Raw genomic sequence first — 14,111 nt, forward strand, 5'->3', positions numbered from 1 at the left:
CTAGTCCTTCTAAAGATATCTGCTGAATTTTAGATAAGCAATGAGTGATTGGATTAGGGGTTTGATTAATTTGTTTTCTATAGGCCTATTATCTTTAATCCAAGAATGAAATAAAACAGTATTATTCCTCAAGTATAAGTGAGCAAGATGTTACAGTCCGAAATTTAGATCCTAGGCGTCCCAAATCATTGCGATACTCCTTGGATAACTATTGCTGGAGTAGTATGTCTCTAAGAAATTTGAATTTTTACAGAGAAAGCGAGCGGAATAAGTTATTCATGCATCTACTTTAGTAGAGGTATCTTAGTCAACATTTTGGGTTGTGCTTAAATTTGGCACCAACCAATATTAGTCAAGAATGAGCGTTATGCGGCTAAAATGAAATTCTGAAATGACCGCACGATAACTTACCACTCTCGCTCTTTTTTCTTTAAGCTAAAAATCGAATGCGAAATACAATAGTTTCTGAACCTGCAAGTAATTGTTCTGCGTTTTCACTCCAAGGATGAAGGGAGAGTTTCTTGCCAATATACTGGGCATTGGGACTGCTGTCATTGGCCGCTAGTTGAAATACGGGAGTTGTCATTATGGGGTTGTTTTCAGCAATAACAACAGCATAGTCCTGCTCTCCTGAAAGCCTAATGACGGCATCTGTCGTATCAAAAAAGCTGCCACCAGTCAGAAATTCCATTCCTTCATCACGCACATGCTTTGCTGCCAGAAAACGAGGATCGTTGTGGAAAGCTTGATAATTCTCAATGGAAGAGGCGCGTGTGAATGAACCTTGAGTCGGTATTGGTCCGGGGTGGTTTGTAGCGATTATGGCAAATGGACGTAAGGACTGAAGTCCATAGTCCTCCATCGCAGGCCTTACGGAGGGAAAGTATTCGGCAAACACCTGCTGTTCCTTTCCAGATACGAGTTTTCCGAATCCGAATTCTATTTTTGTACTTGAGTTTAGGGTTAATTCCATGGTCACTGGGCTTCTCCAGGTTGGTCTGTTTAAGGATGCTGTGAATTATGGAATCTGTAATTCCGGAAGTCAACATTTCTATTATTGCGTCGGAACTGGCTATTTCCGGAAATCGGATTTACTGTGGAAACCCGCTCTGTTAGCATTCTGCGGATGAGTGAAAAGACAAATAGGCGCGCTGATAACACCCGGGGGCGTAAACGCGATTCTGGTCGTACAGAGGCTATCCTCAAGGCAGCAGCCACACAGTTACTTGAAATGGGTTTTGATCGTTTCCGTATTCAGGATGTGGCCGATCGTGCGGGCTCTGGCACAGGTGCGATCTATCGTCGCTGGCCTACAAAGGAAGCGCTAATAGCAGAAGCCATCCGTAATATGCCGGCCGATGAGGCGTTGGCAACGGATGACCCACTGGCCGATTTAAGAGCGCTGGTATTACCCAGATATATCAGTGCGTTAGAGAAGCCGGGTTTGGTGCCGGGCCTCGTTGCGGCGATGCGTGCCGATGAAGGCATTGAACAGGCTGTTAAGGACGGGTTTAGCATCGAGCATTTACGAAGTACGATTGCCCGAATAATCGGCGAAGATCACCCTCATCTAGATATTCTTACTGAATTATCGCCCGCGATTGCTTTGTTTCGCGCAGCTTTTACACCTGAAACCATTGAGCCGGAAAGAATGGTCGAGGAATACATTTCCCTCGTTTTAACTGTATCTAAAAGTAATTAACTTTGATGTTATCGCTCCATTCCTATGGTCAGGGCAATGAAGTCAGTGAGTCTTTTCGGTGGGGTGTGTTTTGGGGAGTAAGGTAACCAAGAGTAAAACATTTGGTAGTTTTTACCGGGAATAGAGGTGGTAGGTCTATTTTCGGTAAGCTATTTTTTGTGATGCAGCTGACAATAATTGCAAGCACCTATTTTTTTGCCTCCTTTTGGGGTAGTCAACAGGTTAAGTTTATGTTGTTGCGGATAAAGCAATAGGATTGCGATGAGCAAGGCAGGTTGCATATGCTATCTCATAACATGAAGTATAGATATTGAGATGGGGTGGACGGCCAATACTTTATTTCGGCCGTCCTTGTTAGTGGTGACAACTTATACGATTTGGCTATTTGCTGACTCACGACTGCATACCGACCGAAAAACTCAATGAATATTGAGAGCGGCTACCTAGCCTAGTCCTCAGGAGGAGGTGGCGGTGGAGGGGGCGGCGGTGGTTCGCTAGGGCTGTGCGGTGCGAGGGTAATTAGTAGAGTAACAACGCAGATTGCCTTCATTGTGAGGCCGCCAAGCAAACAAAAAATCAAAGCAAGAGAGTCGTCGTGAAGGTAGGTTAAGACGGGAAACAGCTGTGGTCTTTCCGGTGGTCGACCTTCCTGAATAGCCTCAACTAGGCGCTTTCCTTCTTCACTAATTTCTATTCTGCTTACAAGTGCTTGTCGAAGAGTTAAGAGCCATTTCTCCGTTGTGTCATACTTTTTTAATCCCTCTTTAAGAGCTGTCGCCAATGTTTCATCGACCTCTGTATTGGCGCGTATCTTTATTAAAAGAGAATCCGCATCAAGCCTTAGAATTTCTGAAAGACTCTCCTTGAGTTGATCAAGAGATTCAAGTGCAGTCTGAGACGCTTCAATCATGCATTCAAGTGATTGAAGCATATACAACGACCAGACATTTAATGCCCCGGAGGAAGTTAGCAACTCATCGTAGTATTTTGAATCTACCGCAAGACCATCTTCAATCCTTGTTGCTGCAAGGATTTTGGTGCGAAATGATCGATAAGACTTAAAGTCCCTGACTGTCGTATCTGTTGCAGCAATCTTTGTTGCTACCGAAAGTTCCATTATATCTTCCATTGTCCATTTCCATTGTCCAATACGATTTAATAATGCGGTGTGGACAGTAAATATTTTATGTGAGCCAATCAAGCCGTTGTAAGATTTTGTAATTTTCGATGTTGACGGCTAGAAGAACTATTACGTATTTGTTGTTTGGTGCGTAATATCAATAAATAGTAATAGGTTTGATTTGTGCGTGTTGTCTATTTCTATTGTGAGTAAATTGAGGGTTTTTAAGTTGGATTTAATATATGGTTGGCTTAGGTTGTGATTCTGCGGTTATAGGTTTTTATGCGTGGTTTATAGCAGGTTGGCTTTTAGGGCGGAGTGGGGTGGTGAGTAATCTTATTATGTGCCGAGATTATCTTAATCACTGCAGAGGCTGTTTTAGAGGCTCTTGTAAATTAATCTATCTAAGAAGTTTCCTGCAGAACTTTGCATTCTGTGTGTCATGATTTTCAATTTGGTTGAACAGTTATTGAATGCTGATGCAGGTTTGAAATAGACGAATGGGTAGTTAGTTTGGCAGATGGGTTCACGTGCTATGCGGGGCACATTCTATCAATCGGTAGTATGACTTTCTTGGGTAGGGAGAATTTAGCCTTGTAAACATACAGAGCCCAAAAGGCTCTGTATTGTTTGGGTTGGTATGGGTCAGATATCTGCTGTTATCAGGCGTATTACAGTTTGTGGTTAGTTAGAATTTTACACGCTGGGCGCTTAACTTCTTCAAGGTGTTACAAGGCTAAAATTACGATCAAATTTATCAAATAACCGCCCAAATTTTATTAGTGCCAAAGGATTTCCGCTCACCTTGAGTCTACCATCTTTGATTAGAGTAGGGGCGCCTACTAACCCGCTAAACATCATACGTAAGTCGGTACTGTTCAGAGCGAGGCTGGCAGAGGGCTCGCTACTGTGTCGGCCTGGGTAGCCGTGCAGCACCCCATTTTGTACTACGACTAAGTACTTTTCTCCAGTGTCAGTCATATCGATATTTAAGCGGATATCTGCATCTGCCGCTTTCTCACCATTAAGGCGCACCGCCATCGCGTCGAAAAGCAGCTGGAGAGGGACTCGCGCTACTATTTCTTCATCGGGCAGTATTTCTTCACGGTATTCAATACCATGGCGTAATTCCTTGGCTCCGGAGAGATAAAAGTTGCGCCAGATACCAGATTCTGCCTGGTAGCCGAGTTGCTCCAAGCTATCAGCCAATAGATAACGGGCTTGCTCGTTCTCAGGTTCAGCGAAAACCAAGTGCTTTAGCACCATGGCTACCCAGCGATAATTGCCCTGGGCAAAATCCTGTCGGGCCCGAGCCATAATGGCTTCTCCCCCGCCCATGTAGTCGATGTAGTGCTCTGCAGCTTCTTCCTGAGGAATAGGGTGGAGGTTTGCTGGGTTGCCATCGAAATAACCCAGATAGCGATTGTAAACTGCCTTGGCTCCAACATTGACAGTGCCGTAGTATCCTCGATTGGCCCAAGCCTGAGAGAGGTTCTCGGGCAGCTCAAGGCGCTCTGCGACTTCGACCATATCGTAACCGTGGTTAGCTAGGCGCAGGGTTTGGTCGTGGATGTACTTATAAAGATCCCTCTGCTTAGCCAGGTAATCCATTGCTTCATCTTTGCCCCAGGTGGGCCAGTGGTGGCTGCTGAAAACCACCTCGGTCTTATCGCCAAATTTCTCCATGGCGTACTCAATATAGCGACTCCAGGCCTTGGCATCGCGGGTTTTCGCACCACGCAGAGTGTAAATATTATGCAGTGTATGGTTGGCGATCTCACTCATGCAGAGTGCGTTAAATTGAGGGAAGAAAAACACAATCTCTGCGGGTGCTTCGGCCCCGGGTGTGTTAATGAAGACGATGTCCACTCCATCAACTGTCATCTCTGCACCGGTTTCAGTAATCTCTATTGTTGGTGTAGCTATTCCGTGCTCACCATCTGATACCCGGTTGCCTAAGCCGGATGAGACAAAACCCTCCGGACTGGAGGGCAGCAAATTTCCAAATTGGTATAACGCACGGCGCTGCATCACATTCCCGGTGCGCACATTCTCGCTAATCGCCTCCTCAGCAAAACCCTCTGGTGCAATAATGTCGATAGAACCGCTCGCGAGCTGTTCTTTAGTCAGAACTCCAGTTATACCGGCGAAATGGTCTGCGTGGCTATGGGTAAAAATAACGGCACTTACCGGTTGCTCTCCTAGTGCCTTGTTGGCCAGTGCAAGTGCTGCGGCTGCAGTCTCCGCAGAAGTGAGAGGGTCGATAACAATCCAGCCGTTTTCACCCTGCACCAGAGTCATATTGGCCAGATCCAGCGAGCGCACCTGATAGATACCATCTACCACTTTGAACAGGCCGTTATTCAGGACGTTGAGCTGGGCCTGACGCCAAAGGCTGGGGTTGACGGTATCAGGAGGGGTGCCTTGTAAAAATTGCATCTGGGATAGGCCATAGACTTCCCGACCTTCGGTATTTTTCACTTGGGCGCCGGGAATAGATTCAATAAAGCCTCGTTTAGCCAGCAGAAAATCAGTTTCATCGCCGAAGGGGAGTTGTTTTGCCAGGGATCTATTGTGGGAAATAGTTGCCTTGGAGGCGGGTTTGATCTCGGTATTTAAATTTTCTGTGTGAGTTTTTGGTTCACTACCACAGGCAATCAAAAAGAAGGACAGCAACCACATCAGTATCAGCGAGCGCATTGAGACTCCCCAAAATCGGTGTACATGAAACTTCATTTTTATACTGGGACAGGGTTTTTATTGCCCAGAGTGGCCTTAGCTTCTCCCACCTGCGGTGGCGCGTCAAGACAAGAACTATCCCTTTGGCGGCGTAAAAGTCTTTCTACAAGGGAAACAGTTTGATGTTACCCACTGGTTAACCAGTTTTGTCATTGGGCTTTGTATTTTCTACCAATACAGTCACGATTGTCGGCACTGTGATGAGTGAAGAGTTTGTGGTTCTTGAATCGAAGACGCTGGATTGTCGTAGCTGATAGTTTAATCTGATCTGTTTTTATATGCCCTTAGGGATTTTATATTTAGCAGGTTTAGGAAGGTTTCTATGGTAGTGAATGGTCGTAAAGGTAAATTTATTATTAGCTTTTTTCTGTTGGTACTAGTACCAAGCTGGCCATTCAAAATAGGGTGTCTTATTTATCAAATTCTATTTTAAAAATAAGACACCATCTATTGGGGTTTGAGCAGGTCGCCGATCAAAAATTCTTTAACTTCTATTAATCTTAACTCGAGAAGTAATTAAACAGCAGGTGATATATTTGCGCTCTTCCTGGCGAGCGTTGCGCTTAAGAATGCACAAAATGCCAGAGCTACGATATGAGGTACGTAAAGTGTGTATTCACTGGTGTGGAAAAAATACAGAGTGGCTTCGCAGGCGATAATGGCAATTGCTGCAGTTGCCCATGGATGCAGTTTTATCAGCCTAGATGCTAAGAAAATGAGTGTGAAAACAATTAGTCCATATCCTAGTAAATGGACAACAAAAATTTCCCAAAGGACAGCCCCTCCATCTGAAAGGAGTGCTCTGAAAGCTTCGGGTATAGCGATGGCTGCAGAATATTCTGTAATTAATGGGCCTAAGTATCCGGCGACTAAGCCTATTATTATTCCAGCTATTGTATTTTTCATTGAATCCATTCTATTTTTATAGGGTTGGCCAACTATACCTTATGTGGGGCTGTTAAAGAAAATACATGGCTTGTTGCTGCAAAAGGCTGCGGTTGAAATTGAAGTAATTGCTTTGATTCATCCGATTATTTTACAGGGGCTGAAAAATTTACGGGGAAGGGAAGCTTGGAGTTGGTACTTTGTGGGTGGTTAGCGAAATGTTTCTCCACAAAAAAGCGGGCTAAAAGCCCGCTCTCTCGTTGTTTTATGGGAGCTTATTGCCCCAATGTAAACAGTGCAGTGTTACCGCCGGTGGCAACAGTGTTAATAGTTTTGGTTTTTTCGCTGGCGAAGCGGAATAGGTAGTGCGGGCCACCGGCTTTGGGGCCGGTGCCGGATAGGCCGTGGCCGCCGAAGGGGTTAACACCTACTACTGCACCAACCATATCGCGGTTTACATAGCAGTTGCCGACGTTGATACGCTTGAATACCGCGTGGGCGCGGCCTTCGATGCGGGAATGCAGTCCGAAGGTAAGGCCGTAGCCGGTGGCATTAATGCGGCGGATTACGTCTTCCAGCTCGTCTGCCTTGAAGCGAACTACATGCAGGAAAGGTCCGAAAGTCTCGCGCTTGAGCACGGAGAAATCTTCAATCTCTACTACCTGCGGGCCGAAGAAGGTGCCATTGCTGGGCTTCTTTGCTTCCTCAAATGCAAATAGCAGCTTGGCTTCTTTAGCCATGCGCTCGCGATGGGATTCCAGCATGCCGAGGGCTTTTTCGTCGATAACCGGACCGATATCGGTATCCAGTTTACCGGGATCGCCGAGGGTCAGTTCTTCACACGCGCCTTTCAGCATATTCAACAGGTTATCGGCGATGACATCCTGTACACACAGGATACGCAGAGCGGAACAGCGCTGACCGGCACTGAGGAAGGCGGATTGAATTACATCGTCTACCACCTGCTCGGGCAGGGCAGTGGAGTCTACGACCATGACATTCTGGCCGCCGGTTTCGGCGATCAGCGGTACGATCGGGCCTTCTTTCGCTGCCAGCTGCTGGTTGATCAGACGTGCGGTTTCGGTGGAGCCGGTAAAGGCTACACCGCCCAGGCGGGGATCTTCGATCAGCAGTTTGCCCACTGCGGCACCGGTACCGGTAATCAAGTGCAGTACTTTTGGCGGCACGCCCGCATCGAGCATCAAGCGCACGGCGTGTGCAGCGATGATGGGGGTTTGCTCTGCGGGCTTGGCCAGTACGGCATTACCGGCGGCGAGTGCGGCAACTACCTGACCGGTAAAGATTGCCAGGGGGAAGTTCCAAGGGCTGATGCACACGAGGGTGCCACGGCCACTCAAATACAGCTGATTTTGTTCACCGGTAGGGCCTGGTAGCTCGGTGGGCTCACTGAAATGCTGGCGTGCGCCGTTGGCGTAGTAGCGGCAGAAGTCGATAGCTTCGCGCACTTCACTAATGCCATCATTTAGGGTGCGGCCCGCTTCAATGCAAATAATTGCAGCCAGTTCATTGGCTTTATCTTCGTAGAGATCAGCAATTCTGTCGAGAATATCCGCGCGGTGTTTTCCGCCCTGGCGATCCCAGTCGATCTGCGCCTCAGTGGCGGAGGCATAGGCCTGCTCAATCAGGTGCTTATCAGTATTCGCGGTGTGTCCAATTTTTTCGCCGGTTGCCGGGTTGTAAACCGGTTCTTCCGCTTCGCCCATGGTGCCGTTGACGATAGGGCCACCGAGGAAGTGCTTTTCGCGTTGCTGTTCAAGCTCTTTCAGCAGGGGATCAACGGAGAGTGGATCAGTCAGTTCGATGCCGTGTGAGTTTTTCCGTGGCAGGGCTTCTGCGCCCATATAAATATTCTCCGGAACAGGAATTTGCGGGTGACGGTAGGGGTTGCAGGCTTCGCTTTGTTCCAGGGTATCCTGGACCAGGGCTTCAACCGGCGTTGCCTCGTCCATAAAGCGGTTAACAAAGGAGCTATTAGCCCCGTTTTCCAGCAGGCGACGAACCAGGTAGGGCAGTAAGTCACGATGTGCCCCCACGGGTGCGTAGACGCGCACGGGCACACGCTTGCCGTGTACCGCTTCAATTTGTGCGTACAGCAAGTGGCCCATGCCGTGCAGGCGCTGGAATTCAAAGTCGGTGCGGCCATTGGCTAACTCAAGAATCAGCCCGACGGTGTAGGCGTTGTGGGTGGCAAATTGCGAATAGATTGCATCGCCAGCTTCCAACAGTTTTTTCGCACAGACCTGATATGACAGATCGGTGTGGCATTTGCGCGTGTACACCGGGTAGTCCGGCAGGCCCATCTGCTGGGAGTGTTTGATTTCACTATCCCAGTAAGCGCCTTTAACCAGGCGCACCATCAGTTTGCGGCCGGTATCGCGGCCCAGGGCAATCAGCCAGTCGGCGACATGGGGGGCGCGCTTTTGGTAGGCCTGCAGTACAAAGCCCAATCCTTGCCAGTCTTTAATTTCGGGGTCGCGGGCGAGGGCCTCGAAGATATCCAGCGAGATATCCAGGCGGTCTGCCTCTTCTGCATCGATATTCAGGCCCATATCGTATTGGGCTGCGGCGACACAAAGACGCTTCACCTGGGGCAGCAATTCGTCCATTACGCGATCCCGCTGCAGCACACTGTAGCGGGGGTGCAGGGCGGAAAGCTTGATGGAAATACCGTTGGCCTCAACCACATCCCGCTGGGTGTTGTCTTTGCCGATCTCTTCGATAGCCATCATATAGGCATCGAAGTAGCGGTGGGCATCGGCCATGGTGCGGGCGCCTTCGCCCAGCATGTCGAAGGAAAAGCGGGTGCCCGGGAGGTTTTCTTTGGGGCCGCGTTTCAGGGCTTCCTTGATGGTGCGGCCGAGCACGTACTGGCCACCCATAATTTTCATGGCCTGCATCATGGAGGTGCGCACCATGGGCTCGCCGATACGGCTAACCAGGCGTTTCATCCAGTGGGAGGGACGCTCGGTGATATCTGGGTCCAGCTCCACCACGCTGCCGGTGAGCATCAGGCCCCAGGTTGAGGCGTTCACAAACAGGGAGTCGGACTGGCCACGATGGCTGGACCAGTTGCCGGAATGCACTTTCTCGGCGATTAGTTTGTCGGCAGTATCGGCGTCTGGTACCCGGAGCAGGGACTCCGCCAGACACATCAATGCAACCCCTTCCTTATTGGAAAGGCCGAATTGCTGAAGGAAAGCGTCCAGCGTTCCGCGCTTGCTGCGCTGCTGTCGCGAATGATGAACCAGTGCGCGCGAGGTGTTCAGAATTTTCTTGCGCATCTCGTCGCTGGGGCGTGGCGCAGCCAGCAGCTCGCTCACGCAGAGGTTTTCGTCGGCGTGCAAATACTCGCGTGCCCGGTCTCGGGCATTCTGGAGGTCTCCGGCGAAGTTTGTCGACATATCGTCTCCCAAGCTCTATATCTAGGGTCAGAATAAAAAACCGGATTATGTGCGAAAATCGTTAGAATTAATCGCCATAATGTTGCGAGTTGTGGTTAAATATCACGCCTAATTGCGTGATTACCAGTAGGGTATTTTGTAATGTCTCGACAGTTGGAAGATCTTGATCGTATTGATCGCCAAATACTGCGAATTCTGCAACGTCACGGCCGCTTGCCGAATGTGGAATTGGCGCGCCGGGTTAACCTTAGTCCCACCCCTTGCCTGGAGCGAGTCAAGCGGCTCGAAAGGGAAGGATTTATTCGCGACTATGTAGCGCTACTCGACCCGCTCAAAGTTCATGCGGGCCTGGTGGTCTATATCCAGGTGACCCTGAACAATACGGCAACTGAAGCATTGGAAGCCTTTAATGAGCATGTGGCTGGACTGGAGGAGGTCCAGGAGTGCCATATGGTTGCCGGTGGTTTTGATTACCTGGTGAAAATTCGTATTAAGGATATGCTGGGTTATCGTCGCTTCCTCGGTGAAAAGCTGGCATCCGTACCGGGAGTACGGGAAACCCACACCTATGTGGTAATGGAGGAAGTGAAGACTGATACCGCTGTAGCGGTACCGGACCCAGAACCCAGTGTGAAAGGTTCGCGGCGCTAATTGAGCGCAGTCAAATATCCTGTGCGGAGTGAAAGAACTGTAGCGATTTTGCTGGTTGGCTTTTTTATGAACCTGGGTAGGAATCTGAATTCTCTCCTCAGGCCTCAATCATAGGGATTGATTGCTGATTTCATGGATGAACAGATGGAATTGGCAACCATTGTCGGCGCGGTTTTTATTATGCTCGGCATAGCGATGCGGTACCAAGGTGGGTGCCGTGTGATTTGTCCGTAATAACTATAAGTAGGTACTGTATGGATTTTTCACTGAGCGAAGAACAGCAGATGATTCAGGATGCGGCAAAGCAATTTGCTGACAGTGAACTGAAACCCATTGCTGCCGAACTCGACAAGACCGGTAATAGAGAGCTCTTGTTGGAGAAGCTCAAGCAATTGGCAGAGCTGGGCTTTATGGGAATCAATATTGATCCCAATTACGGCGGTACTGGTGCTGGTACTGTCGCATTCTCCCTGGCGATCGCCGAGCTGGCGCGGGGCTGTGCCTCTGTTGCAACGACCACGTCCGTAACCAATATGGTGGCAGAGGTTATTCAGGCGGTAGGTTCGGAAGAGCAGCGCCAAAAATACCTCCCCAAAATCTGTAGTGGAGAATACCCTGCGGGTTCTTTCTGTCTCACCGAGCCCGGTTCCGGTTCGGATGCGGCCTCTATGCGCACCCGCGCGGAAAAGCAGGGTGATGAATACGTTCTCAATGGCAGTAAGCTCTTTATTAGTAGCGCCGAATTTGCCGGTATTTTTGTTGTTTGGGCGGTGACAGATTCTTCCGCGCCTAAAGGCAAAGGTATTTCCTGCTTCCTGGTTGAAGCTGGCACACCTGGCCTGGTGATTGGCAAGGCCGAAGAAAAAATGGGACAGAAAGCCTCTGTTACCAATGAGGTTTCTTTCGACAATTGCCGTATTCCTGCCTCCCATCTTTTAGGTGAAGAAAATCGCGGCTTTCGCATTGCTGCAGGCGAGCTCGCTGGAGGCCGAATCGGTATTGGCTCCCTGGCGCTGGGTATCGGCTTTGAAGCTTTGGATTGTGCCCGGGCCTATCTGCATGAGCGGGAGCAGTTTGGTAAAAAACTGGCGGAGTTCCAGGGGCTGCAATGGCAGCTTGCCGATAAATATACTGAGATGGAAGGTGCGCGACTCCTATTGCTGCAAGCCGCTTGGCAGAAAGATGCCGGAATGCCGTTTGGCCCTGCCGCTTCAATGGGCAAACTGTTCGCCAGTGAGAAGGCTAACGAGGCATGTTATTTAGCTCTGCAAATGCACGGTGGTGTGGGCTATACCCGTGAATATCCACTCGAACGTATGAGTCGGGATGTGAGAATCACTACAATCTACGAAGGTACCAGTGAGATCCAGCGCCTGATTATTGCCAGGCATTTACTGGATGTCAGATAATATTTAATGACAAAAAAGCCGGCGCTCTTCGCCGGCTTTTTTGTTTCTTTCCCCTAAATTTGTCAGATATTCTTCTGATACCGGCATAAATACCCGCCCGCTTAATAGTTTCCTACCTATCCTCTACAAGGGGCTCTGCCGCATCGCTTTGCGAATCATGGAAAGGAAACAACTGATGAACGTTAACAAGCTGCCGCTGTTTTCGCTGTTCCTAGTATTCCTTGCCTGTTCGCTAACGATCGTAAGTGTCATGGCGCAAGAACCCAATCCCGCCAGTGTCGTCACAATGAAATCAAACCAGGCTGTACTGAAAGAGCTCCCCTTTGCAAATCGGAAGGACTTTGAGGATGTAAAGCGGGGGTTTATTGCTCCTCTACCAAATAATGGTGTTATTAAAAACAGCAAAGGCGATACGGTATGGAACTTGGAGCAATTTCAATTTGCTCGCGATAAAGAGGCTCCTGACAGTGCCAACCCCAGTCTGTGGAGGCAACTGCAATTAATTTCGGAGGGAGGTCTCTATGAGGTGATACCGCGAATCTACCAGGTTCGCAGTGCGGACCTCTCCAATATAACTTTTATTGAGGGCGATACCGGGGTCATTGTTATGGACCCGCTGATTTCTGCCGAGACGGCTGAAGCAGCGTTGAACCTCTATCGGCAGCATCGCGGAAACAAGCCTGTCGTTGCTGTGATCTACACCCACAGTCACGTTGACCACTATGGGGGTGTTCGCGGTGTTATCGATGAAGAAGATGTAAAGTCCGGCAAGGTTAAGGTAATAGCCCCACAAGATTTCCTGATTGAAGCTGTTAGTGAAAATGTCTTTGCAGGAAATCATATGGCGCGTCGTGCCAGTTTTATGTACGGGAACCTGATCCCTAAAGATCCCAAAGGTACCTTAGGGTCTGGCCTCGGTCTTGAAACCTCCACTGGCACCATCACACTGATAGAACCGACAGACTCCATTGTTGAGACCGGGCAAACTTTGGAACTGGATGGACTTATCTTTGAGTTTCTCTTGGCGCCGGGCTCTGAAGCGCCGGCAGAAATGCACTTCTATATTCCTCAACTCAAAGCCGTAACCGCTGCTGAGAATGCAACCCACACCTTACATAACCTTTACACCTTGCGGGGAGCAAAGGTCCGAAATGCTCGTGACTGGTCTCGCTACCTCAATGAAACCGTGCAGCGCTGGGGTGGAAAAGCCGAAGTTCTGTTTGCACCCCATCATTGGCCAACCTGGGGACCAGAGAATGTGGTGAATCATCTGAAAAAGCAGCGAGACCTATACAAGTACCTCAACGATCAAACCCTACGATTAGCCAATCACGGGTACAACATGGTTCAAACGGCTGAGCTGATGGAGTTGCCTCCAGAGCTCTCACAATATTGGGCCAATCGCGGCTATTACGGCAGTGTAAATCACGATACCCGTGCGGTATGGAATTATTATTTAGGGTTTTTTGATGGCAATCCCGCTCGCCTGTATCCAATGCCACCGACGGCCGCGGGAATAAAGTACGTCGAGTATATGGGCGGGGCCGCCAATATTATCAAGCAAGCAAAGAAAGACTATGAGGCAGGAGAGTACCGCTGGGTTGCGGAGGTGCTCGATAAATTGGTTTCCGCAGAGCCTAATAATCGTGCAGCAAGAGACCTATTGGCAGATGCGTTAGAGCAATTGGGTTATCAGCAGGAGAATGGCACCTGGAGAAATTTTTTCTTAAGTGGTGCCAGGGAGTTGCGGGATGGTATCCAGAGATACCCTGTCCCTCTGACTGCGAGCCCGGACACTATTCGCAGTATGCCGGCTGGTTTGATTTTTGATTATCTGGGAATTCGACTCAACGGCCCAAAGGCAACTGGCAAAAAGCTCTCCATCAATATCAATATGCCGGACGTAAAAGAAAAGTATGCGCTTGTGCTTGAGAATGCGGTGTTGAACTATGGCCCCCCAGTTGAGAATCCAGGAAGCAGTGTGCAGATAAACCGCTCAGATCTCAATGATATCATCTTGGGTAGTGCATCTATCCAGGAGAAGATGGAGGATGGGAAAATCAAAATTGAGGGCGATGCGGGAGAGTTGAAGATATTACTTTCTTTAATGGACCGGTTTGATTTCTGGTGGAACCTGGTTACGCCTGAACCGATGGATAAGATGGTGCCAAAGGATTTCTAAG

The 14,111-nt window shown here is 49.0% G+C and carries 9 protein-coding genes; 4 read left to right on the top strand and 5 right to left on the bottom strand.

Annotated elements, in window-relative coordinates; translation table 11 throughout:
* Positions 1–430: 430 nt before the first annotated feature.
* On the bottom strand, positions 431–979 hold the full coding sequence (locus ACJJI8_RS15365; RefSeq protein ID WP_444932894.1) for a hypothetical protein: 549 nt from the start codon (positions 977–979) through the stop codon (positions 431–433).
* Positions 980–1,126: 147 nt separating this feature from the next.
* Between ACJJI8_RS15365 and ACJJI8_RS15370 the strand changes: the two genes are divergently transcribed.
* On the top strand, positions 1,127–1,702 hold the full coding sequence (locus ACJJI8_RS15370; protein ID WP_444932895.1) for a TetR/AcrR family transcriptional regulator: 576 nt from the start codon (positions 1,127–1,129) through the stop codon (positions 1,700–1,702).
* A gap of 448 nt (positions 1,703–2,150) precedes the next feature.
* Here ACJJI8_RS15370 and ACJJI8_RS15375 read toward each other — a convergent pair whose 3' ends face one another.
* The 4 genes from ACJJI8_RS15375 to putA all read right to left on the bottom strand — a co-directional run bounded on the left by ACJJI8_RS15375 (position 2,151) and on the right by putA (position 9,868).
* Positions 2,151–2,831 carry a hypothetical protein gene (locus ACJJI8_RS15375; protein ID WP_444932896.1) on the bottom strand — a complete coding sequence of 227 codons (681 nt, stop codon included), beginning with the start codon at positions 2,829–2,831 and terminating at the stop codon, positions 2,151–2,153.
* Positions 2,832–3,542: 711 nt separating this feature from the next.
* Complete coding sequence (locus ACJJI8_RS15380; RefSeq protein WP_444932897.1) at positions 3,543–5,522, bottom strand: alkyl/aryl-sulfatase; 1,980 nt, start codon at positions 5,520–5,522, stop codon at positions 3,543–3,545.
* A gap of 555 nt (positions 5,523–6,077) precedes the next feature.
* Positions 6,078–6,467 carry a hypothetical protein gene (locus ACJJI8_RS15385; RefSeq protein ID WP_444932898.1) on the bottom strand — a complete coding sequence of 130 codons (390 nt, stop codon included), beginning with the start codon at positions 6,465–6,467 and terminating at the stop codon, positions 6,078–6,080.
* A 254-nt stretch (positions 6,468–6,721) separates the two neighbouring features.
* On the bottom strand, positions 6,722–9,868 hold the full coding sequence (putA, locus tag ACJJI8_RS15390; protein ID WP_444932899.1) for a bifunctional proline dehydrogenase/L-glutamate gamma-semialdehyde dehydrogenase PutA: 3,147 nt from the start codon (positions 9,866–9,868) through the stop codon (positions 6,722–6,724).
* 141 nt (positions 9,869–10,009) lie between these two features.
* Between putA and ACJJI8_RS15395 the strand changes: the two genes are divergently transcribed.
* The 3 genes from ACJJI8_RS15395 to ACJJI8_RS15405 all read left to right on the top strand — a co-directional run bounded on the left by ACJJI8_RS15395 (position 10,010) and on the right by ACJJI8_RS15405 (position 14,110).
* Positions 10,010–10,519 (top strand): Lrp/AsnC ligand binding domain-containing protein, encoded by a 510-nt coding sequence (locus ACJJI8_RS15395; RefSeq protein WP_108732847.1) that lies wholly within the window; start codon positions 10,010–10,012, stop codon positions 10,517–10,519.
* A gap of 254 nt (positions 10,520–10,773) precedes the next feature.
* A complete protein-coding gene (locus ACJJI8_RS15400) occupies positions 10,774–11,928 on the top strand; it encodes an acyl-CoA dehydrogenase family protein (protein ID WP_413665396.1) in 1,155 nt (384 codons plus the stop codon).
* Between the two features lie 175 nt (positions 11,929–12,103).
* The gene (locus ACJJI8_RS15405; RefSeq protein WP_444932900.1) at positions 12,104–14,110 is read left to right on the top strand and encodes an alkyl/aryl-sulfatase; all 2,007 of its coding nucleotides are present in this window, start codon (positions 12,104–12,106) and stop codon (positions 14,108–14,110) included.
* Position 14,111 lies beyond the last annotated feature (1 nt).

The sequence above is a fragment of the Microbulbifer maximicatervae (SeqCode) genome (genome assembly GCF_052467695.1).

Excerpts from the sequence above, each read along its gene's own strand:
- ACJJI8_RS15375 (WP_444932896.1), bottom strand. The coding sequence starts at position 2,831 with ATGGAAGATATAATGGAACTTTCGGTAGCAACAAAGATTGCTGCAACA.
- ACJJI8_RS15405 (WP_444932900.1), top strand. The coding sequence starts at position 12,104 with ATGAACGTTAACAAGCTGCCGCTGTTTTCGCTGTTCCTAGTATTCCTT.
- ACJJI8_RS15395 (WP_108732847.1), top strand. The coding sequence starts at position 10,010 with ATGTCTCGACAGTTGGAAGATCTTGATCGTATTGATCGCCAAATACTG.
- putA (WP_444932899.1), bottom strand. The coding sequence starts at position 9,868 with ATGTCGACAAACTTCGCCGGAGACCTCCAGAATGCCCGAGACCGGGCA.
- ACJJI8_RS15400 (WP_413665396.1), top strand. The coding sequence starts at position 10,774 with ATGGATTTTTCACTGAGCGAAGAACAGCAGATGATTCAGGATGCGGCA.
- ACJJI8_RS15385 (WP_444932898.1), bottom strand. The coding sequence starts at position 6,467 with ATGAAAAATACAATAGCTGGAATAATAATAGGCTTAGTCGCCGGATAC.
- ACJJI8_RS15370 (WP_444932895.1), top strand. The coding sequence starts at position 1,127 with ATGAGTGAAAAGACAAATAGGCGCGCTGATAACACCCGGGGGCGTAAA.
- ACJJI8_RS15380 (WP_444932897.1), bottom strand. The coding sequence starts at position 5,522 with ATGCGCTCGCTGATACTGATGTGGTTGCTGTCCTTCTTTTTGATTGCC.